This window comes from Pseudomonas tructae (genome assembly GCF_004214895.1).
Classification (GTDB): Bacteria; Pseudomonadota; Gammaproteobacteria; order Pseudomonadales; family Pseudomonadaceae; genus Aquipseudomonas; species Aquipseudomonas tructae.
In genome coordinates this window covers 3886429-3908334 of sequence record NZ_CP035952.1, presented here as the reverse complement: position 1 = coordinate 3908334, position 21906 = coordinate 3886429, and the positions used below count along the sequence as shown (strand labels likewise).

Sequence of the window (21906 nt, the reverse complement as noted above, 5' to 3'; positions counted from 1 at the left end):
ATACGGTGGGCCTTTTTCATTTGTGCTCCCTGGAACGGGAGGAAACGAGATGCCAAACATGCCCGAGAAGGACCCCGGCCTGTGGGCCGCAGTGATTGCCTGGGCGATCGCCCATCAGCCGCAGCTGTATACCGGCGGAACAGCCGCAGCTGTTGCGATGTGTCGCGTTATCTACGGTGGTGGCGGTCGCCGCAAGATGTTCCTTGAAGGAATCCTGTGCGGCTTGATCGGCACGAGCCTGATGCCAGTGCTCGAGTACTTCTCGCTGCCCACCAACCTCGCTGTATTCGCTGGCTGCATGGTCGGCTTCATCGGCGTGGAGAAGCTGCGCGAGTATTCCGACCGGTTCATGAGTCGGAAGGTTGAAGGCTGATGGCCAGGCTCAAGACGCTCGGCTCCCGAGTTAAGGAAGGGCAAAGCTCTCGGCTGAAGGCCGTCACCCCAGGCAGCTGGCGAGGCGACAAGACCAGCACCCAGCGTGGCTACGGCTACAAGTGGCAGAAGGCGAGAGAGCAGTACCTGCGGGACAACCCGCTGTGCGTCTACTGCGCTCGGCAAGGCCACACAGTTGCAGCCGGGGTTGTCGACCACGTCGTGGCGCACCGCGGCGACATGAACCTCTTCTGGGATCAGGGTAACTGGCAGCCGTTGTGCAAGCCCTGCCACGACTCGGTCAAGCAGGCCGAGGAGGCTGCTGGCCTAGCGGGCTGACCGTCATAGAAATGGCGCGAGGTCGGCTGGGGCGCTTCCGAAGCACGTCAATGGCGTGCTTCTTTGGTGGGGGGAGGTCGAAATATAGCGATTCTCATCTAGCTAGACCGCCCTCGACCCCATGCACAGATTTTTTTCCCTCACAGGATTTTTGTTAAATGGCTTTAACACCCAAAAAGCGCCGATTCGTTGACGCTCTCAGGGGAGGCGCGTCCAATCGAGACGCAGCCATTGCGGCTGGATGCCCAGAAAAATCGGCGTCTGCAGCTGGGTCGCGGCTGGCCAAGGACCCCGATGTCGTTGCCGAGGTGAACAAGCTTCGAGCGCTCGGTCTTATGCCGGGCGATGTTAAAGCGGATGTTAAAGGCGATGCTAAAGGTGGGGACGTCAGGCCCACCCTTGATTCGCCGTCGTCAGGCCCCGCAGCTGATGCTCAAAGCGTTGAGGGTGAGTGGGAGCCAGCTGGCTTTGACCTCTCTCGAGCGCTGTCTCACAAGGACCCGAAAGACTTCCTGCTCGCTGTCATGAACGACATGGGCACCGAGGCGAAGCTTCGTGTGGACGCGGCGAAGGCCTTGATGCCCTTCGTACACCCCCGGAAAGGCGAGAGCGGGAAGAAAGAGCAGGCAAAAGAGAAGGCTGCTGATGCAGCGTCTGGCAAGTTCGGCGCCCGCCGCGGCCCGCTGCGAGCGGTGAAGTGATGGAGTGGACAACTGCATGCCCCGACTGGGAGCAGCGCATCGTTGCGCGCCAGAGCCTGATTCCCTTCGACCCGCTGTTCCCGACCGAGGCTGAAGAAGCCCTGGAAGTGTTCGGCGCACTGCGGATGGTCGATGCCACTGGCAGCCCGCTGATGTGCGAGACGGTCCGCGATTGGGTCAACCAGTTCGTTGCGGCGATCTTCGGTGCCTATGACCCTGACGAAGGCCGGCGCCTGGTCAGCGAGTTCATGCTGTTGATCAGTAAAAAGAACGGTAAGTCGACCATCGCTGCGGGGATCATGCTCACAGCGCTGATCCTCAACTGGCGGCCATCGGGCGAATTCATCATCTTGGCGCCGACCAAGGAGATTGCCGACAACTCCTACATCCCGATCCGCGACATGGTTCGGGCCGACGAGGAGCTTTCGGCGCTCCTCAAGGTGCAGGATCACATCCGCACCGTGACCCATCACCAGACAAACGCCACCCTTAAGGTGGTAGCTGCCGACAGCGAGACAGTGTCTGGCAAGAAGGCCATTGGCGTTTTCATCGATGAGCTCTGGGTGTTCGGCAAGCGGAACAACGCCGAAGCGATGCTTCGTGAGGCTACCGGCGGGCTGGCTTCCCGCCCTGAAGGTTTCATCATCTGGGCAACGACTCAGTCCGATGCTCCACCTGCTGGGGTGTTCCGGCAGAAGTTGATGTATGCCCGCAAGGTTCGGGACGGTGAGATCGTCGATAAATCGTTCCTGCCGGTTCTGTATGAGTTTCCGAAGGCCTTGCTCGACGTGGGCGCCCATCGAGACTTCTCGAACGCCTACATCACCAACCCCAACCTGGGGCTGTCGGTCGACGAGCCGTTCATTGAGCGAGGCTATGCCCAGGCGCAGATGGATGGTGAAGAGTCGTTCCGAGGCTTTCTGGCAAAGCACCTCAACGTTGAAATCGGCTTGGCACTGCTTTCGGATCGCTGGGCCGGCGCCGACTACTGGGAGCAGCAGGTTTCGAAGAGTTGCCGAACGCTGGAGGATCTGATCGAGCGTTGCGAGGTGATCGACATCGGCATCGATGGCGGCGGCCTTGATGACTTGCTCGGCTTCGCCGCGGTGGGGCGTGAGCGAGAAAGTCGGCGCTGGCTGGTCTGGACTCACGCCTGGGCGCACCCCTCAGTGCTGGAGCGCCGCAAGGCTGAGGCTCCTCGTATACGAGACTTCGCCCAGGACGGACACCTGACCCTGGTTGAACGTATCGGCGATGACGTGGACCAGATTGCCGATCTTGTCGCTGAGGTGGAGGAGGCCGGCCTGCTCGACCAAGTTGGGCTCGACCCAGTAGGGATCGGCGCGATCCTTGATGCCTTGGAGCTCAAGGGTATCCCCCGCGAGAAAATTGGCGGCGTGAAGCAGGGTTACACCTTAGGAGGCGCAATCAAAACTGCCGAGCGGAAGCTTGCCGAGGGCGGGCTGTGGCACGGCGGCCAGCCCATGATGGCCTGGTGCTGTGGCAATGCCCGGGTCGAGCCGCGAGGCAACGCCATCCTCATCACCAAGCAGGCCAGCGGCTCAGCGAAGATTGACCCGCTGATGGCCCTGTTTAACGCCGTGACGCTCATGGCCCTCAACCCTGAAGCCCAGGGCGGCATGGCTGATTATCTGGATAACGGCTTCTTCGGACTAATAGGCTGACCATGGCATTCAAATGGTACAACCCCAGGACCTGGGGATTTTTCGGCTACACCGATCCAGCCACGGGCGACTACGTCGAAGTTGATCTTGAGGTCGGCGGCAAGCGTACGAAGGCGGGAGTTCGGGTCACAGCCAAAACCGCGCTATCCATTAGCATGGTTTGGTCCTGCGTCAAGATCCTTTCCGAGTCTCTCAGCGGCTTGCCGCTGAAGTTGTACGAGGACAAGAAGGGCGGGCGGGAGCTGGTTACCGGCAATGATCGGATGCTCAAGTTACTGCGCAAGCCGAACCCTTACATGACGATGCTGAACTTCCTCAAGTTCGTAGTCGTGAACATGGCGTTACGTGGCAATGCGTTCGCACTGATCGAGCGCAATGTCCACGGTGATCCGATCGGTCTTGTGCCGCTGGACTGGAAGACTGTCAGCATCGACGCCGAGGGTGATCTCATCTACTTGGTAACGCCCAGCAAGGGTGACCCATTCCCGGTATCTCCAGAGCACATGCTCCACTTCAAGCTGTTCAGTCTCGACGGCGTTGTCGGTTTGTCGCCCATCGAGCACCAGGCCGAGACCATGGGGCTGGCCAAGGCAGGGCAGCAGTGGTCGGCCCGCTTCATGCGCAAGGGTGGCTTCACTGGCGGGTACGTGATCTACGAACAGTTCCTGACCCAGGCCCAGCAGGCCCAGGTGATGGCGAAGTTCCCTGATGTGCGCAAGGCCGACACCGACGACATCGGCAAGATGGCCGTCCTGCAAGGCAACCCCAAGATCGTCCCGGCGGGTATCAGCCAGAAGGACGCCCAGTTCATCGAGTCTCAGCAGTTCCAGGAGGAGGCCCTGGCGGGCATCTACGGTGTGCCGCTTTGGCTGGCCAACCGCGCCGGTAAGACCTCGATCATGGGCTCGAACCTTGAGCAGCAGCTGACCGGGTACATCACCTTCGGCTTGAAGCCTTTCATCGATGCGGTGGAGGACGAATTCAACGACAAGATTTACCGATCCACCTCCCGCTTCGTCGAGTTTGCGGTAGAGGGCCTACTGCGCGCGGACAGCGCAGGGCGTGCTGCCTACTACAAGGCGGCGCTGGGCGGCTCGGGCGGCTCCGGCTGGATGTTCATCAACGAAGTCCGCGTAAAGGAAAACCTGCCTCCCCTGGAGGGCGACGAATACAACCGGGTAACCCGGTGGGAGATGGACAAAAATGGCGAATCTTGAAGTTCCGTTTGAGCTCAAGTCTGTTGATGACGTCGGCAACTTTGAAGGTTACGCCGCAGTGTTCAACAACGTCGACCTGGGCGACGACGTCATCCTGCCTGGGGCCTTCACCCAAGTGAAGGCGACCCGGAGTGGCAAGTTGAAGCTAGCGCTGTACCACGACCTCACCCGGCTGGTGGGTGCCGCCGATTACACCCAGGACGACCATGGGTTGCTGGTGAAGGGCAAGGTCAATCTGGCCGTCAGCTATGCCCGTGATGCCTACGAGCTGATGAAGGCCGAGATTCTCGACAGCATGTCGATTGGCTTCAACACCATCAAAGCTGACTTCGAAGAGCGGGCGGGTCGGCGCGTTCGAGTCATCAAGGAGGCCGAGCTCTGGGAGGCCTCATTCGTGCCTTTCGGCATGAACCCTGAGGCGCATGTCCTCACTGTGAAATCTGACATTCGACTTTTCGAGAATGCCCTGCGCGAACGCATGGGGCTTTCGCAGAAGGAAGCGGCAGCAGTCGCTTCGCTCGGCTACCCCGCGCTACGCCGTGACGGCGGAAGCGAGGCCACGGCGATCGTGGATGAGCTGAAAGACATTTCCAACCTGTTCACCCACCATTTCGGAGTATCGCCATGAGCGAAGTAAAAGAACTGAAGGACTCCCTGGAGCTGCAGCTGAAGAGCGGCTTCGAGAGCCTGCAAACCAAGTACGATGCAGTCATCACTGAGGTCGAGAAGGGCAACAAGGTCACTACTGACCTGAAGAGCCAGATCGACAATCAGAAGGGTGAGCTGCAGCGCGTCATCGACCAGGTCCAGGACCTGGAGCAGAAGGGCGTCATGCTGCGCGGCCAGCCGACCGAGGGCAAAAGCTTCATTGACCTCATCCAGGGCGATGAGAGCTACAAATCCCTGAAGAAGGGTGGCGGCCTTGCCGAACTCGACGTGACCAAGTCCGACATGGCCAGCATGAAGGAAATGAAGGTCACCAGTGCTGGCATTGTGGTGCCGCAGTATGATCCGGTGATCCAGCCTGGAATCCGCCAAGAGCTGCGCATCCGTGACCTGCTGACCGCCGTGCCGGTGTCTGGTCAAAACTACACCTACTTCCGCGAGAACGTGCACACCCGCGGTGCCGCGCCCGTGGCCGAGGGCGGCCTGAAGCCGACCAGCAACGTGACCTTCACTACCGAAACCGACCGCGTGAAGAAGATCGCGGTCTGGATGCCGGTCACCGATGAAGCGCTGGATGACGTGCCTCAGCTGTTCGCCTACCTGCAGCAGCTGCTGCGTTATGACCTCAAGCTTGAGGAGGAGGCGCAGATTCTCAAGGGCGACGGTGCCGGCGAGAACCTGAATGGCCTGATGACCCAAGCGACTGCCTACAACACCGCGCTGAGCAAGGCCGGCGATACCGCGATCGACCTGGTGCGCCGTTCGATCTACCAGGTGCGCAAACAATCGCAGATGTCGGCCGACGGCGTGGTAATGACCGAGCTTGACTGGATGAACATCGAGCTGCAGAAGGATGGCGAGAACCGCTACCTGTTCGCCAACCTGCAAGGCCTGGTTACTCCAATCCTCTGGGGCCGCCCAGTGATCACCTCCGACAGCATGGACGAAGGCGATGCTGACACCGGCGGCGAGTTCCTGACCGCGAACTTCGCGCGCTCCACCACGCTGTTTGACCGTATGTCTTTCCTGTTCAAGATGGGCTTGATCAACGATCAGTTCATCAAGAACGAACGCGCGCTACTGGTCGAGGAGCGCCTGGGTCTCGGTGTGCGCCGCAGGGAAGCCCTGGTCAAAGGCCGGTTCCCGACTGGCGCATAACTCAACCACTGCGAAGGCCGGCACATTGCCGGCCTCTTCGTTTCTGGAGGCAGTATGAAAATCAAGATTCTGTGGGGCTTCGTGGGTAACGGCCTGTTGCTTGGCGCCGACTCGAACAAGGTAAAGGCCGGCGCGACTTTCGAGGATGCTGATGACGAGTACGCGCACACCCTAATCGGCAAGGGCCTGGCTGTGGAGCTCGATGCCAACGGCAAACCGCGGGTGGTCAAGCCCAAGGAAACCAAGTCTGCAATTCCGAAGGAAGACAAGGCTGCTGCCGACAAAGCAGCAGTTGAGAAAGCCGCTGCCGAGAAGGCCGCAGCAGACAAAGCAGCTGCTGAAAAGGAGGCCGCCGATAAAGCCGCCGCTGACAAGGCTGCTGCCGACAAAGCAGCAGCTGAGGCCAAGTAAATGCTCGACCTGTCCCGCGTGAAGCTTCACCTGCGCCTGGATGGTGATGAAGAAGACTCGATCATCATCGGCTACATCGAGGCGGCCAAGGCGCACGTCGCGATGCATTGTGATCGTGTATTGGTCGAAGGCGATCCAGCCGGGCCAGAAGAGATGGGGATGACCCCGGATGTTGAGCAGGCGATCCTGCTACTGGTCGGTCACTGGTACGCAAACCGCGAAGCCGTGGTCATTGGCACCATCTCCACCGCAGTTCCTCTCGCGGTCGAAAGGCTGCTCTGGTACAGGAAGCGATTCTGATGAGAGCAGGCCCCCTTAAACACCGGTGCGTGGTGACGAAGCCGCACCGACAGAAGAATGCTTCTGGCGGTGCCACTGAGACCTGGCTGGATGCCGGTAAAGTCTGGGCGGAAATCACCATGCCAACCGGCCGTGTCACTCCAGTCGCTGAACAGCTGCAGGCGGTGATCAGTGCGGAAATCCGCATCAGGCCCCGGGCAGACATCGTTGCTGGCTGGCGCCTGGCGTGCGATGGCGTCACCTACAAGGTCGAGGCTGCATTGCTGGACAACGACCGCACGATGCAGCGCCTGCTGTGTTCCACCATTCCCAACCCATGAGGTGTACCAATGAAGATTCGAGCACTGGGCCCGCTCTCCGGCGCTGTCGGCGAGCGGACGAAGGGCGAGACCTTCGATGTAACGGCTGAAGTCGGCAAGGGGCTGATTGCCCGCGGCTACGCCGAGGAGGTCCCCGGTAAACCCGCCGCCCCAGCCAAGGCTGGTTCGGCGAAGGAGTAGGCCATGGCCCGCCGTTCCAGGATGTCGGGAGACTTCAAGCTCCGGCGCACGCTGCGCAACATCCACACCATGATGGATAACGAGCTTAAGCCAGCCATGCAGAGTGGCGCCGACCGTGTGTTGCAGACAATGAAGGACTTGGTTCCTAAGGGCACTGGTGCAGCTGCCGGAGCCCTGACGGCGTTTGTTTCCGCAAGCGGGTTAAACGCCGAGGTTGGATTGCGGGGCAAGCTCAATAACCAGCGCTATTTCTACTTGCGGTTCCTGGAGTACGGCACGAAAGGTTACTCCGGCAAGCTGTACCACCGAGCCGATATCAACGCGGTGTCGGGCATACACACCACCAATCGTGATCGCTCGAAACTCAGCGGTAAGAACCGACTTGGGCGCCGCGATACGAAAAACAAAAGTGACGGCACCACCTTCTTCGGCAAGTACCCGGATATCCCAGCCAGGCCAGCTCACCCATGGCTCAGGCCTGCGATGCAGGTTAATCGGGAGTTCGTTCTGGCAGAGATCGAGGCGGCGGTCACCCGCACGTTGCGCAAAGCAAGTCAGGGGGTAGGGAGTGGCTGATCCATCGGTTGCATTGCAGGAGGCGCTGTTTGCTCGCCTCGAGGCAGAGGTCAGCTGCCCGATCTTCGACGGCGTGCCGATGAACACGCCGAAGCCATACGTCTCCATTGACCGGGAAATCTCGACGAACTCTCGACCGATTGCGGGGCGCAAGCGTGAGCAGCGCCTGATCTACCTGTCGGTGTGGTCCGATGCCATAGGCCAGGCCGAGGTCAAGCGCATCAACGGCGAGATCATCAACGCCCTGGATGAGCGCCGGCTGCCGCTGGCCATCGGCCGCGCCGTGTCGGTGCGCGTCGAGCAGGCTGACGCCCAGCGGGACGCCGACGGCATCACCTACCAGGGTTCGATCACGGTTCGCGTGATCACCACCCATTGAATTCAACACCGGCCGCGCCGCGGCTTTTATCCAATGTGCCTTTGGAGGAACCCCCATGGCCGATGACAACCTCAATACAGCCGCCGGCTGCCGCCTTGCGATTGGCGGCAAGACCGGCGCCGACACTGAAACCGAATACAAGGCCGACACCTACGTCGATGTGGGCGAGATCGAAGACCTGGGCGAGTTCGGCGACACCTTCAACCCGGTGAACTTCACCTCCCTGGCGGATGGCCGGGTGCGTAAGTACAAGGGCACCGCTGACGCCGGCAACATGACCCTGACCGTGGGCCTGGACAACGGCGACATCGGCCAGAAGGCCGTCGCCGTCGCACACAAGGACCGCACCAAGGGCAACTACAACATCAAGGTCACGCTCAACGACGGCGACCCGGGCGCGACTCCGCCCATCCTGCCGACCACGTTCTACTTCGCGGTGAAGGTGATGAACAACACCGTGGCCGCAGGCTCTGCCGACAACGTGGTGCGCCGCAACATCACGCTCGGCATTAACACCGACATCCTCGAGATCGTGGCCGGTCCGGCCACCCCTTGATTGATGGGGCTACGGCCCTGTCCTCAGTTGAGAGACCCCCATGAGCGAAGCTCTGTATGGCACCACCACCCTGGTGGTCGGTGCTCGAACTTACACCCTGCGCCCGACCCTCGAGGCGGCGCTATTGATCGAAAGCCGGTTCGGCGGTCTGCGCGCTGCGCTCGAGTCGATGCGGTTGATGGGCATCGCTGCCAGCGCCGACATCATCATCGCCGGCGCCGGCCTGCAGGCCGACCAGCATGCCCAGGTCGCCGCTGAGGTGTTCCAGACCGGCGTGGCGAAGGTGTCGGCTCGCCTGACTGATTTCATCACCGTGCTACTCAATCCAGTACCGCCGAGCGTGGCCGCCCGGGGAAAGGAAGAGGCGGGCAGCACAGCGCAGTGAAGGACGGCAGCTACGTCGACTATCTTTTCGGCGTGGCCACCGGCTGGCTTGGCTGGCCGCCTGAGGCTGCGTGGCGTACCCCAATCCCCCAGATCATGCTCGCCCTTGATGCAAGGCTTGACTGGACTGGTCGAGGCCAGGCCCAGGGTCAGCCTTCTGGCCAGCGCGCCGCGTCGCCCAGGCCGGTGAGTGTAGCCGACAAGCTGAAGTCCTTCTTCCGGGGCCGCCGAGAAGAGTAGTTCGCCGCCTGCGGGCGGTTTTTTGTGCTTGGAGAAATGCATGGCTGATCAGCAAGTCCAGGGGATGTTGGTCCAGATCGAGGCGACCACTGCCCAATTGCGCCGGGAGTTGGCGAACGCTGACCAAGTGGTTGCGCGCAGCACGCAGGCGATCGACCGCAACCTGGCAACCGTCGATTCGGCTTTTGACAGGGCAGGGGCCGCAGCCCAATCCGCAGGCGTGCTCATGCGCGGCGCGTTCGCTGCTGTGGCTGGCGCCGGCCTGATCGGCGGCATCATCAAGCAGGTCGACGCTTACGGGCAGATGTCCGACAGGATGAAGGTTGCCGCTGGCAGTGCCGGCGAATATCAGATGGTGCAGGAGCACCTACTAAAAACCGCCCAGGATACTTACCGCCCCTTGGCTGAAGCCCAGGAGCTGTACATCCGCACTGCAGATGTGATGCGTAGCCTCGGCTTCAACACCCAGCAGACGCTCGACATTACTGACAGCTTTAGCTTCCTGCTGGTAACCAACGCCGCGGCTGCCGATAAGGCTGGTTCTGCTCTGGATGCCTACTCGAAGGCGCTGCAGACTGGCAAAGTGGAAGCTGATGGCTGGGTTTCGATCCAGAGCGCAATGCCGACAATCGTCGATGCTATCGCCAGCGCGACCGGAAAGAGCGCCGATGAAGTTCGCAAGCTCGGCGTTCAGGGCAAGCTGTCTATCGATGACATCAATACGGGCCTGCTACGCACAGTTGAAGTGAATCGAAAAGCGGCAGCGGATATGTCCACCAGCGTTCAAGACGCCATGGTGAATATCAGTAACGCCATCCAAGTATTCCTGGGCGGCATGGAAGAACAGACCGGCGCCGTTGCAGGCCTTTCAAGCGTACTCATTACCCTGGCCGACAACGTCGACCTGGTGGCCGTGGCCATGGCCGGCGCGGGCGTTGCGGCATTGACCAACTACGTAGCGAAATCTGGGCTGGCTGTGAAGGCTGCTCTGGCGGAGCGGGCGGCGCGTATCGCCCAGGCCGAGGCCGTGCTGCAGGCGGCTATTGCCGACCAACGCAAGGCCGAAACCGTGACTATCCTTGCCGCTCGCGAGGCCGCTGCAGCGCGTGGCACGGCAGTTCAGACGCAGATGTCTATCCAGCTGGCTCAAGCCCGGCAGCGCGAAGCAGTGGCCACCGCAGCGGTAGCCACTGCCCAGGCTGGTCTTCGCACTGTGGGCGCCAGTCTGCTCGGAATCTTAGGTGGGCCGATGGGCCTGGCGCTGCTGGCTGGCACAGCGGCGGCCAGCTTTCTAATGCTGAGCAACAACGCAGACCAAGCCGGTATCAGCCTGGAGGACATGCACAAGCCGGTTTCACAGCTGCGCGAGGAATTCGCCAAGCTCAATCGCGACCAGCGCGAGGCCTCGCTGGTCAAATGGCAGCAGGAACAGGTTGGTGCCGCTGATGCGGTGCGCAGCGCCTATGGTGGTCTGGCCCAGTCTATCCGCCAGGCTGTGGTCACAGCGCCGGCCAGAGACTCAGGCGGCCAGTACGGTCAGCAGTTACGCGCCTACCAGGAGGTGGTCGACCGGCTGAAGGAGGCCCGTGCGGCTGGGTCTGACCTGTCGCCGGTACTTCGCGAAGTAGGCGAACGCCTGAACCTGCCGGCTAACACGGTGCAGCAGTGGATCACCCAGGCTGGCGCGGTCAGTGACGCCGATCAGCGTTCGGGCCTGATCGCCGAGACCCTGCGCGTGCTGACTGGGGTTACGGAGCAGAACACGTCGGCCACCCACGCCAACAATGCCGCCAAGGCTGGCATGAGTTCGGCGGGACAGACCTACCTTGAAACGCTGCAGAAGCAGTTGGCTGGTCTTCAGGACAATGGTGATGCGATCAAGATCGCCAACCGGCACATCGCGGAGAACGCCGACCTTACAGAGACTGATCGGCAGGCGATTCTGTCGGCGGCAAGCGCGATCGAGTCACAGAAGAAGGCCAACAAGGACGCCACGGACAGTAGCAAGAGCCGCGCCAAGGCTCTGAATGACGAGATCAAGGCGCTCGACGCAATCATTGACAGGGCGCTACCTGAGAGAAAACGCCTCGAGGATCTGACCGAGGGCGTGCAGGGGCTACGCAAAGCTCAGGCGGCAGGCAAGATCACCGCCGCCGAGATGGAGCTCGGCATCAAGAACCTGAACACTGCCTACGGCGATACGACCATTCAGCAGCGTACTGAGGCTGAACGGAAGCTGGCAGAGCAGAGGCGTAACAGTGCTGAGGCCTACCGCAAAGCCATGGAGGTGGTGCTGCAGACTCGGCAGGACGCGATCAACGCGGACGTGGCCGGGGTCGGCATGGGCGACGACGAGCGCGAGCAGGCCGACCGTTTGAACGCAGTGCGGCAGAAGTACGCCGAGGCGCGCCGTCAACTGGAGGAGCAGCAAGAGGACGTTTCTCGCCGGCTCAGCCAGCAGGCCTATGAAGAACGCTTGGCGGACCTGGCCGACTATCAGGCGCGCGAACTGCAGATGGAGGTGGATGGCCACGGCGCCCGTCTTGAAGCCCAGCGCGATTACCGCAACGGCGCACGGCGGGCATGGGCCAACATCAAGGCAGATGCAGCTGACGTGGCGGGCGCAACGGATCGCACTCTGACAGCGGGCTTCGATTCGGCAAGCACCTCGCTGGCGAACTTCGCCATGACCGGCAAGATGAAGTTCAAGGACTTCACCGCCAGCATCCTCAGCGACATGGCCCGGATCGCCAGTCAGCAGGCCGCGAGTTCGTTGCTCAGCGGCTTGGTAGGTATGGGCATCTCGGCGGCTGGTAGCTACTTCGGCGGTGGCAATGGCTTGCCGGCGGGTTCTGCTGGCGCGGTCTCCTCGAACCTTGGCGCCTCCCAGGCCGGCTATTCCAGCGCCTATTTCCAGGCATTGGGGGGCGCGTGGGACGGCGGTGTGCAGATGTTCGCCAAGGGCGGCGCCTTCACCAACAGCGTGCTGACCAAGCCCACGAGCTTCGGCATGGCCAACGGAGGCCTGGGCATTGCGGGGGAAGCAGGGCCGGAGGCAATCATGCCGCTCGCCCGCGGCGCGGATGGGTCGCTGGGCGTGCAGGTCGTTGGCGGCAACCCGGGTGGCGGGACGGTGGTGCAGGTCAACGCTCCGATGAGCATCACCGTTGAAGACCGCAGCTCGGAGGGCATGCAGCTCGATACTGCCGCGCTCGAGCAGAACCTTCAGCAACAGATGCAGGGTGTCGCTGATCGCGCAATCGCCGCCTCTTGGCGCCCAGGCGGTTCAAGCTATCGAAACACGAAGGGGAGGTAGCAGTGGCTATCGAGACATTCACCTGGTCGCCTGATGACGAGGCCAGCGGCGAGAGCATGCTGAAGACCCGGAAGTCGCAGTTCGGCGACAACTACGCCCAGGTGGTGGGAGACGGGATCAACGCCGAGACCGACAGCTGGACACTGTCTTTTGGCGGTGCTGCCGAGGAAGTGAAGCCAATCGTTGACTTCATCCGCACCCACCGCGGCTTCCGCTCATTTCTGTGGACGCCGCCCGGCGGCGGGTTGGGCCTGTATCGCTGCGAAAGGATCGGCCAGCAACGCCGACCCGGCGGCATTGCCGTAATCAACCTGACCTTCGAGAGGGCATACCACCCATGAGCCTGGTTTCACATATTCAGAAGCTGGAGCCAGGCTCCGAGGTACTGCTGTTCGAGCTGGACGGCTCAGACTTCGGCGCCGATGTGCTGCGCTTCCATGGCCACGCCATTCCGCACACACCACAGGAGCTCGCTGATGCTGGTGCTGACGCGGATCAGTTGCCCGCCAAGGCGATCTGGTGGCAGGGCGAGGAGTACGGCGCCTGGCCGCTGAAGGTCGATGGCATCGAAGCAAACTCGGACGGCACCGCAGTGCGCCCGACGCTGTCGGTCGGTAACGTGAATGGCCGGATCACCGCGCTGTGCTTAGCCTTCGACGATCTACTCGAGTTCAAACTGACCATCCGGAACACGCTCGGGCAGTTCCTGGACGCAGCCAACTTCCCGGATGGCAACCCCGAAGCCGACCCGAGCCAAGAAGGAATTGAGGTTTGGTACGTCGACCAGAAAGTATCGGAGAGCGGTCAGACGGTTTCCTGGGAGCTGGCCAGCCCCGGCGACGTGGGCGGGGAAACGATCGGTAGGCAAATGACCACGCTGTGCCACTGGGCCATGACCAATGGCTACCGAGGACCCAGCTGCGGCTACACGGGGCCGTACCGTGACAAGGACGGCAACCTCACTGACAACCCTGAACTGGACGAGTGCGATGGCTGCTTGGGCACCGGATGCGTGCCTCGTTTCGGCATTGGCAACCCACTGCCCTTCGGCGGCTTCCCGGCCGTATCCCTGATCGCACGGAGCTGACCATGCGCAAACACATCCTGGCCACCGTGCAAGCGCACGCGGCAACTGAGTACCCGCGCGAGTGCTGCGGGCTGATCCTGGCTATAGGTCGCAAGCAGATCTATGTGTCGTGTACCAACACTGCGAGCGACCCGAGCGAAGAGTTCCGGATTGCCCCAGAGGAATACGCCGCAGCGGAAGACCGGGGCGAGGTGATCGGCATTGTGCACTCGCACCCCGACGCCACCAGCAGGCCGTCACCGCGTGACCTGGCCATGTGCGAAGCCACGGCACTGCCCTGGCACATCCTGTCCTGGCCTGAAGGCGATCTGCGCACCATCACCCCAAACGGCAGCGCGCCGCTGCTGGGCCGGCCATTCGTGCACGGCGCCTGGGACTGCTGGCAGGCCTGCGCGGACTGGTATCAGCGTGAGTGGAGGCTGGAGTTCCCGGTCTACGCCCGTGAGGACGGTTGGTGGGAGCAGGCCGCCGGGCCCAGCCTGTACGAGCAGGCCTATGAGGCGGCAGGCTTCTATCAGGTCGACCGGCCACAGCGCGGCGACATGATCGTCATGGAGGTGGGGCGTACGGCGCACCCGAACCATGCCGGGATCTACCTCGGCGCCGACCCGCAACTACCTGGCGAGCAGGTCCAGGTGTTCGGCCAGGGTCCATTCCTGCTACACCACCTGTACGGCAGACCATCAGAAATTATCGTGTTTGGTGGGCCTTGGCTCGACCGAACTCGGCTCGTGCTGCGCCACCGCGCTGCGAGGTGATACATTCAGCCCTTTCAAAGGAGGGATGACATGCGAATTCTGGTGGTAGCTGTGGGGCTTGTAATGCTGGCGGGGTGTGTATCTACGGCTGACCTAGAGCAGAACAAGCCAAGCATTGCAGCCAGCACTTCGAAAGATCCAAAACGATACGCGCTTTGCGTTTTCCCCAAATGGCAGGCGTCTCGCACGGATGCCTCGATGGCGGAAACAGAGGATGACTATCGACTGTGGGTGGCGAGTAACAATATGGCCGATGAACTGCTGGATATCAGAAAAATTGCTTCGGGTAGCTCGGTCACCCTTCGGCAGCGAATGGCGTGGTCTGCAATGCCTGGTCGCAGCGGAATAGAGTCAGCCGTTCGATCCTGCCTCTAAAAGAGCTTTCTACAACCGCCTCTGGGCGGTTTTTTATTGCCTGGAGAAAAGTATGGCAGCGACTGCAGCTCACCATGAATCCATGACCACCATCAAGTTGTCCGGCTCACTGGCTAGGAAATTCGGGCGCCTGCACCGACGCCTGCTTGACTCTGGCCAATCGTGGGAGGTCTTCAAGGCCTTGAAGTGCACCCTTGAAGGGTTCGAAGAGGAGATTCGGAGGCTCGACGGTCTGGGAATGAGGTTTGCGATCTTTCGGAATGGGAAAAACACCGGGGCCAAGGGGTTTGACCGGGCCGGTACCAGGGAGATTCGGATCGTCCCAGTTGTTGGGGGTAGCAAGCGTGGCGGCATCCTCCAAACCATCGTCGGCGCGGTCATTTTAGTCGCCAGTATCTGGTTTCCAGCCTTGGCGCCTGTCGGGGTGGCTATGGTTGCGGGCGGGGTAATTCAGATGCTCAGCCCCCAGGCCAAAGGTCTTTCGCAAAGCGGCGCTCCAGAAAACCTGCCGTCCTACGCCTTCGGCAGCGCTAAAAACACCACTACCAGTGGCAATCCTGTCCCGATCTGCATCGGCAAGCGCCGCTGGGGCGGAGCGATTATCTCCGCCTCGATCTACGCGGAGGACAAGCTTTAGCGTCTGTCGTAACATCCTGGCTCCCGCGTCAATTGAATGGAGGCAGCCGTGATAGGTGTAATAGTTAATTTCAGAATTGAAGAGCTTGATGCTGTGCGCCTTGACTGGGGGTTCACATTTGCTGAGCCAGTTAATAATGTTGATGTGCATAGGTTCTGCTACTTCGTGGCTAAAATTGGAAATAAACCAAAATTTTTGGCGAAGGTCTCCAGCATCTCGGTTACTCCAGGGAAGAAGGCCGCCAGTTGGCGGGTAAGCTTCGGCGCAATCTATGAGGTGGATTCATTTCAAATGGATTTGGGCGGGGGCTCCGATCGCGTGATCTTGATCAACCCAGCCAATGAAGGGGAGCTCGAAGAAATTGTACGTGATAGGTGCGCGATCACCCGGCCTGATGAATTGCCGGTGTACCTGACAATCGAAGAGGCTGAACAGGCGCTTCACGTTAGGTATGGAATTTCGAAGAGCAAGATAAAAATCTCGCTTCATAACTGATAAAATTGTGCTTCAGAAAACCGCCTCCGGGCGGTTTTTTGTTGCCTGGAGGAAAGTATGGGCGTAGCACTTCAGTCAGAAATTACCGGCGCCAAGAGTGGCGAGAAGAAGCCGAAAAGTCCGGTTGAAGCACCGGATAGCCTGCAGTCGACGAACATCGCCAAGATCCTGCTGGCGGTGGGCGAGGGCGAGTTCGACGACACTCCTACGGACCGCGATATCTATCTGGATAACACGCCGATCGTGGATGCCAGCGGCAACGTGAACTTCCCGGGTGTCAAGTGGGAGTGGCGCTCAGGCTCGATCGAACAGGACTACATTCAGGGTATTCCGGCGATCGAGAACGAGACGACAGTAAACGTCGAGCTGCGCAGCGACACGCCCTTCACTCGCACCCTGAGCAATCTCCAGCTCTCCAGGTTCCGCGTGCGGTTCTCCTGGCCCCGTCTTGCCAGCCAGGACGAAAACGGCACAAACGGCTATCGCATCGAATACGCCATCGACGTTGCTACTGACGGTGGGGCGTTCGTCGAGTCTCTTCGTGGCGCCGTGGACGGCAAAACCACCAATGGCTACCAGCGATCGGAGCCCGTCAGTCTGCCGCCAGCCACCTCCGGGTGGGCCTTCCGGATTCGCCGCATCACGCCAAACGCCAACAGCGGCACGATTGCGGACCAGATGCTGATCGCGGGTTACACCGAGATCATCGACCAGAAGCTGCGCTACCCGAACACCGCGCTGCTTTACATCGAGTTCAATGCCGAGCAGTTCCATAATATCCCAGCGGTAACGGTCAACTGCAAGGCGCAGCGCTGGCCTGTGCCGAGCAACTACGACCCCGTGACACGCACCTATACCGGCGTGTGGGATGGCACATTCAAGCAGGCTTGGACCAACAATCCGGTTTGGGCAACTTATGGCCTGTGCGTCAACGACCGGTTCGGCCTAGGGAAGCGCATCCAGCCCTGGATGGTCGACAAATGGGAGATGTACCGTATCTCGCAGTACTGCGACCAGCTCGTGCCAGACGGTGTGGGCGGCCAGGAGCCACGCTACCTGTGTGACCTGAACTTGCAGGGCAAGGCCGAGGCTTGGACGCTCCTGCGCGATCTTTCGGCAATTTACAGGGGCATGGTCTACTGGGCTCAGGGCTCGCTGTATATGCAGGCCGACATGCCGCGTGCGCAGGACATCGACTACGTCTTCACCAGGTCGAACGTCATCGACGGCGATTTCGTCTATGGTGGCGCCGGTCGCGACACGCACTACAGCCGCGCATTGGTGAGCTACGACAACCCGGCCAACAACTACGACACCGACGCGATTCCGGTAACCGACATTGCGCTGCAACGCCGGTTCCGTGATCGGCCCATTGAAATCTCGGCCATCGGCTGCACGCGTGCCAGTGAGGCCCAGCGCCGCGGCAAGTGGGCACTGTTGAGCAACAGCCAGGATCGCACCGTCTCGTTCAAGACGGGCATGGAAGGGGCGAACGTGCTGCCGGGCTTCGTCATCCCGGTGGCTGACGAATTGGTCGCGGGCCGCCCGAACGGCGGGCGCATCTCGGCGGCGATTGGTCGGGTGATAACCCTGGACCGGGACACACCGATCAAGACTGGCGATCGACTGATCATCAACCTGCCCAACGGTACCGCCCAGGGCAGGACTGTGCAGTCGGTGAACGGGCGAGACGTTACGGTGACCACCGTCTACGCGCTGCAGCCGGAGCGTGAGCTGCAGTGGGCGATCGACTACGAGGACCTGGCTGTCCAGCTGTTCCGTGTGTTGAAGCGCGTGCGCACCACTGAGGGCGAGTACGAGTTCACCGCCCTAGAGTTCAACCCCAGCAAGTTTGCCGCCATCGATACCGGCGCCAAGCTTGAGGAGCGGCCGATCAGCGTCATCCCGGTGACGACCGTTCCGCCGCCCGCGAGCGTAACCCTGACCTCGAACTACGCCGTGGACCAGGGCATCGCGGTCAACACCATGACCATCGCCTGGCCGGCCGTGAACGGCGCCGTGGCCTATGACGTGGAGTGGCGCAAGGATAATGGCAACTGGATCAAGCTGCAGCGCACAGGCGCGACCTCGGTCGATGTGACCGGGATCTACGCCGGGGCCTACCTGGCTCGGGTGCGGGCGGTGAGTGCGTTCGATATCTCGTCGACTTGGAAGAGTTCCAGCCTCACTGAGCTGAAGGGAAAGGCCGGTTTGCCGCCGGCGGTGACATCCCTCACCGCCACTAGCGAACTGTTCGCCATTGGCCTTAAGTGGGGCTTTCCTCCTGGCGCCGAGGACACCCAGCGAACGGAGATCTGGTACAGCCCCAACACCGACCTGGCCCAGGCGACCAAACTCACCGACCTGGCCTACCCACAGCGAGACTTCAAGCTGCAGGGGCTGGCCGCTGGTGCTGCATTCTTCTTCTGGGCGCGCCTGGTGGACCGCACCGGCAACATAGGTCCTTGGTTCCCGGTGGCGCCGAATGCGGTACGGGGGATTGCCAGCACGGACGCGTCTCCGATCCTCGACATGATCGCCGGCCAGATCACCGAGAGCGAGCTCGGCCAGGAGCTGGTCAAGAAGATCGACGGGCTGCAGGACCAGATCGACGCCCTGGATGGGTTGAAGGTCTACAACCCTGAAGAGCCTTACAGCAAAGACCAGATGGTCGTGGTTGACGGCAGGATCTACCAGGCCAAGCAGGCTATCCCAGCTGACCCAGCAGGCGGCAACGCGCCGCCCAATCCGGCGCTATGGACCGATGTGGGTCAATCTGTTGAGTCCATCAACGGCCTGGCCCAGCAGGTGGCCACCAACAAAACCAACATCACCGAAGTGGACGGCAAGGTCACGGCCACGGCCGAGAGCCTGCAGGCGCTGCGCGCTTCCTCGCGTGATGACGATGCCGAGGGCGACCTTGCTGGAGCGTTGAATCAGTGGGATTCGACGGCAGCCTTTGCAGCTGAAGTCAAAGCCAGCGCCTCCCGCGATGAGGCGCTTGTGCGCAAGACGGAAACCCTTGAGGCATCGCTGGGTAGCACCAATGCAGCCGTGCAGACAATCAGCCAGGCGCAGGTGACGGCCGAAGGGAAGATGAGCACGATGTGGGCCGTGAAGATGCAGCTCAATGCCCAGGGCCAGTATGTGGCAGCCAGCATTGGTCTCGGCATCGAGAACGGTCCAGGGGGCCTGCAAAGTCAGCTCCTGGTCAGTGCCGACCGCTTCGCTGTGGTGAATGGCATCAACGGTGCGCTGTCTTCCCCGTTCGTGGTGCAGGGCGGGCAGGTATTCATCAATCAGGCGCTCATTAACCAGGCGTTCATCCAGCAGATCGTGCTGGGTATGACGCTCCGGTCGCAGGCGGTCAACGCTCAGGGCTTGCCGCTGATCGAGCTGAACATGGTCAGTGGCATGTTCACTGTACGCGGCCAGGACGCCAATGGTCAGACGATCATCAACAACGGCGGCATCTACACGTACGACGCGAACGGTGTCGAAAGGACGGCAGTCGGGAGGCTGGCTTGATGGCGGTGCAATATGGATTCAGGACCAGAAACGCGTCGGGGGTCACTACCCTTGACACATCGATCTCGACAATCCGCTCGTTGACGATGCGGCAAGTAACCTGCAACGGGAGCTTCGAGCAGAACTTCGCGATTCCCGAGATCACGGCGGGCTCATTCGTTGTAGTCGACACGCTCAGGTTTGATTCGACCAATACCACCTGGTCGCCTCAGGCCTGGTACTCGCCAGGGAATCTGTTGATCAGGCGTGGTGAAAGCAGTACTTGGCAAGTCTCGATCTTGTCTACCGATGCCGGGCCTACTGCCGCTGATGCCTACGGAATTCGAACCACCAACGACCTCATCCGTACGCAGATTGACTCGTCGAATCGGGCGCTGAATGTTCTGCACAAGGGCAGCTTTACGTTCTACGGATATCAAAATCCAACCCCGCCGGGCTGGATCAACGGCTTCGACTTCCCTGTACCGATCACCACGCACGAGCGGCCTTTCGTTTTTCTAAACACTCCGGATGGTGGCTTCTTCTATTACTTTTCCGTCCTCGGAAGCCCTGGTAACTGGACGGGGTGGAGGGTGGGTAGGTTCGATAACCCGAACTACACAGGCATAGACTGGAAAGAGCAAGTTGTCGTTAATTGGTTTGTCGCAAGCTACTCCCCCGGAGTAATACCGCAAGGCTCACACGGGGCGAGGGTGCGTGATGCCCAGGGCGTTGAGATCTTCTCGACCACAAACGACATTGCGCAAATGAAAAGTCAGCCCTTTTCAAACTCATTTGCTGCGGGCGGGACTTCCATTCCTGGTACTGGCTATTACTACGCCAGCTCACAGATGGCGTGGACAAACAACTTCAGTGACTACTTTTTGGCGAACGCGCTGTTGTCATGCGTCTATATCAATTTCGGCACATCAAGCCCATATAGATTCAACGCCGCCGGTTGGTTCAAGGGGAATCGAAGCATATTGCAGGCATGGACTGACAACCCAAGCGGCATAAGTGCGGTTTACCCAAACGGCCGGACATTGTTCGCCGGTAGGCCAAGTTTAATATAAGGAGTAATGCATGCCGTGGTACAGACAGGGCACGGTCGCGATCACGACCGGCCAGAATACAGTGACCGGCTCGAACACTAGCTTCTCTCTGAATGCCCGGGTGGGCGATGCGTTCCAGGGACCTGACGGGCGCTGGTACGAGGTGGCCAACATTGCCAGTGCTGCGGTGCTGGGCATCCTCCCGGCGTATCAGGGGGCGACCGTCTCTGGCGGTGTGTACGGCCTGGCCCCCATGCAGGGCTATGTCAAAGAGGCAGTGGACCGCCTGCGGCAGATTGTTGACCAGTGGGGGAGCACACTTGCGAGCCTCGGCGCTGTGGCAACCGAGAATGTCGTGCCCGTCCTGAAGGGTGGTACCGGTGCTACAACGCCGGCTGCGGCACGTGGCGCTCTGGGATTGGGAGCGGCCGCCACGCGAGCAGTGGGGACCGCTGGCGGCAACCTGCTGGAGGTGGGCGCGCTCGGCGTCGGCGGAGCCTCTGTTGTGGATGGCAACGCCAACTCCGCCAGGCAGTCGGGGTTCTACGGCTTCAACTCCAACGTCAACACCCCGGTGACCGCATTCAACATGCTTTCCAGCGACTGGGGTGTCGACAACCGCTGGCAGACTCAGTTCGGTATTGCTGTCAGCTCGAACCGAGCCTTTTTCCGCTCGATCATGAAGGACCAGTCGGTAGCCTCTGCCTGGGCTGAGCTATACCACACCGGCAACACAACCCGCGGCTCCGGTGGCGCGCTGTCTGCGGCGTCGCCGATTGTGCGCATCGCGAACGTATCCGACAGCGAGCGCCGCGACCTGCAGGAGCAAACCTTCCAGGGTGCTGGCGCCTGGGGCGTGGCCAATGACGAGGCCCGCGGCGTTCAGGTTGAGCGTTTGGCGCTGGGTGAGTATCGCATCGCTGGAAGCCTGGGCCTGGCTGTCGAAGGGTGGCGCACACAGGACCCATGCTCACCGGATGGCGGCAGGCCGCTGGGTATCACCGAGAGCGAGCAGAGCGACGATGGCGCCGTTACGGTTCGCCTGTTCAAGCAGCGCTGGACGCTCACCGATGACGGCGAACTGCTGTTGAGCAAGGGTGTGCCTTTGGATGTCCCCCTGAACAGCTGGATCGACGTCCGCCTGGACATGCCGCCGCCGACACCGCCGGCCATTCCAAGAACTGAGCCCTGACCA

26 protein-coding genes are annotated in these 21906 nt (G+C 61.1%); all 26 read left to right on the top strand.

All coding sequences use genetic code 11. The features are described 5' to 3' along the window. Positions 1 to 58 precede the first annotated feature (58 nt). The 26 genes from EXN22_RS17900 to EXN22_RS26435 all read left to right on the top strand — a co-directional run bounded on the left by EXN22_RS17900 (position 59) and on the right by EXN22_RS26435 (position 21903). The gene (locus EXN22_RS17900; protein WP_407691934.1) at positions 59 to 373 is read left to right on the top strand and encodes a phage holin, lambda family; all 315 of its coding nucleotides are present in this window, start codon (positions 59 to 61) and stop codon (positions 371 to 373) included. Continuing rightward, entirely contained in the window at positions 373 to 711 is a 339-nt protein-coding gene (locus EXN22_RS17895) for an HNH endonuclease (RefSeq protein ID WP_130265322.1), read from the top strand. The genes EXN22_RS17900 and EXN22_RS17895 overlap by 1 nt, the downstream gene beginning before the upstream one ends. A gap of 158 nt (positions 712 to 869) precedes the next feature. Continuing rightward, positions 870 to 1412 (top strand): terminase small subunit, encoded by a 543-nt coding sequence (locus tag EXN22_RS17890; RefSeq protein WP_130265321.1) that lies wholly within the window; start codon positions 870 to 872, stop codon positions 1410 to 1412. Beyond that, positions 1412 to 3097, top strand: a complete 1686-nt coding sequence (locus EXN22_RS17885; protein ID WP_177414033.1) for a terminase large subunit — start codon at positions 1412 to 1414, stop codon at positions 3095 to 3097. The genes EXN22_RS17890 and EXN22_RS17885 overlap by 1 nt, the downstream gene beginning before the upstream one ends. Before the next feature lie 2 nt (positions 3098 to 3099). Next, the gene (locus EXN22_RS17880; RefSeq protein ID WP_130265319.1) at positions 3100 to 4314 is read left to right on the top strand and encodes a phage portal protein; all 1215 of its coding nucleotides are present in this window, start codon (positions 3100 to 3102) and stop codon (positions 4312 to 4314) included. After that, positions 4301 to 4942, top strand: a complete 642-nt coding sequence (locus tag EXN22_RS17875) for an HK97 family phage prohead protease (protein ID WP_130265318.1) — start codon at positions 4301 to 4303, stop codon at positions 4940 to 4942. The genes EXN22_RS17880 and EXN22_RS17875 overlap by 14 nt, the downstream gene beginning before the upstream one ends. Further along, on the top strand, positions 4939 to 6138 hold the full coding sequence (locus tag EXN22_RS17870; RefSeq protein ID WP_130265317.1) for a phage major capsid protein: 1200 nt from the start codon (positions 4939 to 4941) through the stop codon (positions 6136 to 6138). Before EXN22_RS17875 ends, EXN22_RS17870 begins: the two co-directional genes overlap by 4 nt. 54 nt (positions 6139 to 6192) lie before the next feature. Further along, positions 6193 to 6549 (top strand): hypothetical protein, encoded by a 357-nt coding sequence (locus EXN22_RS17865; RefSeq protein WP_130265316.1) that lies wholly within the window; start codon positions 6193 to 6195, stop codon positions 6547 to 6549. Continuing rightward, positions 6550 to 6849 carry a head-tail connector protein gene (locus tag EXN22_RS17860; protein WP_130265315.1) on the top strand — a complete coding sequence of 100 codons (300 nt, stop codon included), beginning with the start codon at positions 6550 to 6552 and terminating at the stop codon, positions 6847 to 6849. Then, entirely contained in the window at positions 6849 to 7169 is a 321-nt protein-coding gene (locus tag EXN22_RS17855) for a phage head closure protein (RefSeq protein WP_130265314.1), read from the top strand. The genes EXN22_RS17860 and EXN22_RS17855 overlap by 1 nt, the downstream gene beginning before the upstream one ends. A gap of 9 nt (positions 7170 to 7178) precedes the next feature. Then, positions 7179 to 7349 carry a hypothetical protein gene (locus tag EXN22_RS26215; protein WP_165392233.1) on the top strand — a complete coding sequence of 57 codons (171 nt, stop codon included), beginning with the start codon at positions 7179 to 7181 and terminating at the stop codon, positions 7347 to 7349. 3 nt (positions 7350 to 7352) lie between these two features. Continuing rightward, positions 7353 to 7925, top strand: a complete 573-nt coding sequence (locus EXN22_RS17850) for an HK97 gp10 family phage protein (RefSeq protein WP_130265313.1) — start codon at positions 7353 to 7355, stop codon at positions 7923 to 7925. Next, a complete protein-coding gene (locus EXN22_RS17845; protein WP_130265312.1) occupies positions 7918 to 8304 on the top strand; it encodes a DUF3168 domain-containing protein in 387 nt (128 codons plus the stop codon). Before EXN22_RS17850 ends, EXN22_RS17845 begins: the two co-directional genes overlap by 8 nt. A 55-nt stretch (positions 8305 to 8359) precedes the next feature. Beyond that, entirely contained in the window at positions 8360 to 8860 is a 501-nt protein-coding gene (locus tag EXN22_RS17840) for a hypothetical protein (protein WP_130265311.1), read from the top strand. A 40-nt stretch (positions 8861 to 8900) separates the two neighbouring features. Next, positions 8901 to 9245, top strand: a complete 345-nt coding sequence (locus EXN22_RS17835; RefSeq protein WP_130265310.1) for a hypothetical protein — start codon at positions 8901 to 8903, stop codon at positions 9243 to 9245. Next, positions 9242 to 9484 (top strand): hypothetical protein, encoded by a 243-nt coding sequence (locus tag EXN22_RS26440; protein WP_130265309.1) that lies wholly within the window; start codon positions 9242 to 9244, stop codon positions 9482 to 9484. The genes EXN22_RS17835 and EXN22_RS26440 overlap by 4 nt, the downstream gene beginning before the upstream one ends. A 40-nt stretch (positions 9485 to 9524) precedes the next feature. Continuing rightward, entirely contained in the window at positions 9525 to 12800 is a 3276-nt protein-coding gene (locus EXN22_RS17825) for a phage tail tape measure protein (RefSeq protein WP_130265308.1), read from the top strand. Between the two features lie 2 nt (positions 12801 to 12802). Further along, a complete protein-coding gene (locus EXN22_RS17820; RefSeq protein WP_130265307.1) occupies positions 12803 to 13141 on the top strand; it encodes a phage tail protein in 339 nt (112 codons plus the stop codon). Continuing rightward, entirely contained in the window at positions 13138 to 13887 is a 750-nt protein-coding gene (locus EXN22_RS17815; RefSeq protein ID WP_130265306.1) for a phage minor tail protein L, read from the top strand. The genes EXN22_RS17820 and EXN22_RS17815 overlap by 4 nt, the downstream gene beginning before the upstream one ends. Before the next feature lie 2 nt (positions 13888 to 13889). Then, the gene (locus EXN22_RS17810) at positions 13890 to 14645 is read left to right on the top strand and encodes a C40 family peptidase (protein ID WP_130265305.1); all 756 of its coding nucleotides are present in this window, start codon (positions 13890 to 13892) and stop codon (positions 14643 to 14645) included. A gap of 30 nt (positions 14646 to 14675) precedes the next feature. Then, positions 14676 to 15020, top strand: coding sequence for a hypothetical protein (locus EXN22_RS17805; RefSeq protein WP_130265304.1), 345 nt, complete (start codon positions 14676 to 14678; stop codon positions 15018 to 15020). Positions 15021 to 15072: 52 nt separating this feature from the next. Further along, positions 15073 to 15657 (top strand): tail assembly protein, encoded by a 585-nt coding sequence (locus tag EXN22_RS17800; protein WP_165392232.1) that lies wholly within the window; start codon positions 15073 to 15075, stop codon positions 15655 to 15657. A gap of 48 nt (positions 15658 to 15705) precedes the next feature. Continuing rightward, positions 15706 to 16152, top strand: a complete 447-nt coding sequence (locus tag EXN22_RS17795) for a hypothetical protein (RefSeq protein WP_130265303.1) — start codon at positions 15706 to 15708, stop codon at positions 16150 to 16152. Positions 16153 to 16209: 57 nt separating this feature from the next. Further along, a complete protein-coding gene (locus EXN22_RS17790; RefSeq protein WP_130265302.1) occupies positions 16210 to 19680 on the top strand; it encodes a host specificity protein J in 3471 nt (1156 codons plus the stop codon). Then, positions 19680 to 20732: a hypothetical protein gene (locus EXN22_RS17785; RefSeq protein WP_130266856.1), complete on the top strand. Its 1053-nt coding sequence runs from the start codon at positions 19680 to 19682 to the stop codon at positions 20730 to 20732. Before EXN22_RS17790 ends, EXN22_RS17785 begins: the two co-directional genes overlap by 1 nt. 10 nt (positions 20733 to 20742) lie before the next feature. After that, positions 20743 to 21903, top strand: coding sequence for a phage tail fiber protein (locus EXN22_RS26435; protein ID WP_233281651.1), 1161 nt, complete (start codon positions 20743 to 20745; stop codon positions 21901 to 21903). The last annotated feature ends 3 nt before the right edge of the window (positions 21904 to 21906 follow it).

Excerpts from the sequence above, each read along its gene's own strand:
- EXN22_RS26435 (WP_233281651.1), top strand. The coding sequence starts at position 20,743 with ATGCCGTGGTACAGACAGGGCACGGTCGCGATCACGACCGGCCAGAAT.
- EXN22_RS26215 (WP_165392233.1), top strand. The coding sequence starts at position 7,179 with ATGAAGATTCGAGCACTGGGCCCGCTCTCCGGCGCTGTCGGCGAGCGG.
- EXN22_RS17885 (WP_177414033.1), top strand. The coding sequence starts at position 1,412 with ATGGAGTGGACAACTGCATGCCCCGACTGGGAGCAGCGCATCGTTGCG.
- EXN22_RS17815 (WP_130265306.1), top strand. The coding sequence starts at position 13,138 with ATGAGCCTGGTTTCACATATTCAGAAGCTGGAGCCAGGCTCCGAGGTA.
- EXN22_RS17855 (WP_130265314.1), top strand. The coding sequence starts at position 6,849 with ATGAGAGCAGGCCCCCTTAAACACCGGTGCGTGGTGACGAAGCCGCAC.
- EXN22_RS17825 (WP_130265308.1), top strand. The coding sequence starts at position 9,525 with ATGGCTGATCAGCAAGTCCAGGGGATGTTGGTCCAGATCGAGGCGACC.
- EXN22_RS17900 (WP_407691934.1), top strand. The coding sequence starts at position 59 with ATGCCCGAGAAGGACCCCGGCCTGTGGGCCGCAGTGATTGCCTGGGCG.
- EXN22_RS17880 (WP_130265319.1), top strand. The coding sequence starts at position 3,100 with ATGGCATTCAAATGGTACAACCCCAGGACCTGGGGATTTTTCGGCTAC.
- EXN22_RS17840 (WP_130265311.1), top strand. The coding sequence starts at position 8,360 with ATGGCCGATGACAACCTCAATACAGCCGCCGGCTGCCGCCTTGCGATT.
- EXN22_RS17810 (WP_130265305.1), top strand. The coding sequence starts at position 13,890 with ATGCGCAAACACATCCTGGCCACCGTGCAAGCGCACGCGGCAACTGAG.
- EXN22_RS17805 (WP_130265304.1), top strand. The coding sequence starts at position 14,676 with ATGCGAATTCTGGTGGTAGCTGTGGGGCTTGTAATGCTGGCGGGGTGT.
- EXN22_RS17875 (WP_130265318.1), top strand. The coding sequence starts at position 4,301 with ATGGCGAATCTTGAAGTTCCGTTTGAGCTCAAGTCTGTTGATGACGTC.
- EXN22_RS17835 (WP_130265310.1), top strand. The coding sequence starts at position 8,901 with ATGAGCGAAGCTCTGTATGGCACCACCACCCTGGTGGTCGGTGCTCGA.
- EXN22_RS17860 (WP_130265315.1), top strand. The coding sequence starts at position 6,550 with ATGCTCGACCTGTCCCGCGTGAAGCTTCACCTGCGCCTGGATGGTGAT.
- EXN22_RS17785 (WP_130266856.1), top strand. The coding sequence starts at position 19,680 with ATGGCGGTGCAATATGGATTCAGGACCAGAAACGCGTCGGGGGTCACT.
- EXN22_RS17800 (WP_165392232.1), top strand. The coding sequence starts at position 15,073 with ATGGCAGCGACTGCAGCTCACCATGAATCCATGACCACCATCAAGTTG.
- EXN22_RS17790 (WP_130265302.1), top strand. The coding sequence starts at position 16,210 with ATGGGCGTAGCACTTCAGTCAGAAATTACCGGCGCCAAGAGTGGCGAG.
- EXN22_RS17870 (WP_130265317.1), top strand. The coding sequence starts at position 4,939 with ATGAGCGAAGTAAAAGAACTGAAGGACTCCCTGGAGCTGCAGCTGAAG.
- EXN22_RS17865 (WP_130265316.1), top strand. The coding sequence starts at position 6,193 with ATGAAAATCAAGATTCTGTGGGGCTTCGTGGGTAACGGCCTGTTGCTT.
- EXN22_RS17850 (WP_130265313.1), top strand. The coding sequence starts at position 7,353 with ATGGCCCGCCGTTCCAGGATGTCGGGAGACTTCAAGCTCCGGCGCACG.
- EXN22_RS17890 (WP_130265321.1), top strand. The coding sequence starts at position 870 with ATGGCTTTAACACCCAAAAAGCGCCGATTCGTTGACGCTCTCAGGGGA.
- EXN22_RS17895 (WP_130265322.1), top strand. The coding sequence starts at position 373 with ATGGCCAGGCTCAAGACGCTCGGCTCCCGAGTTAAGGAAGGGCAAAGC.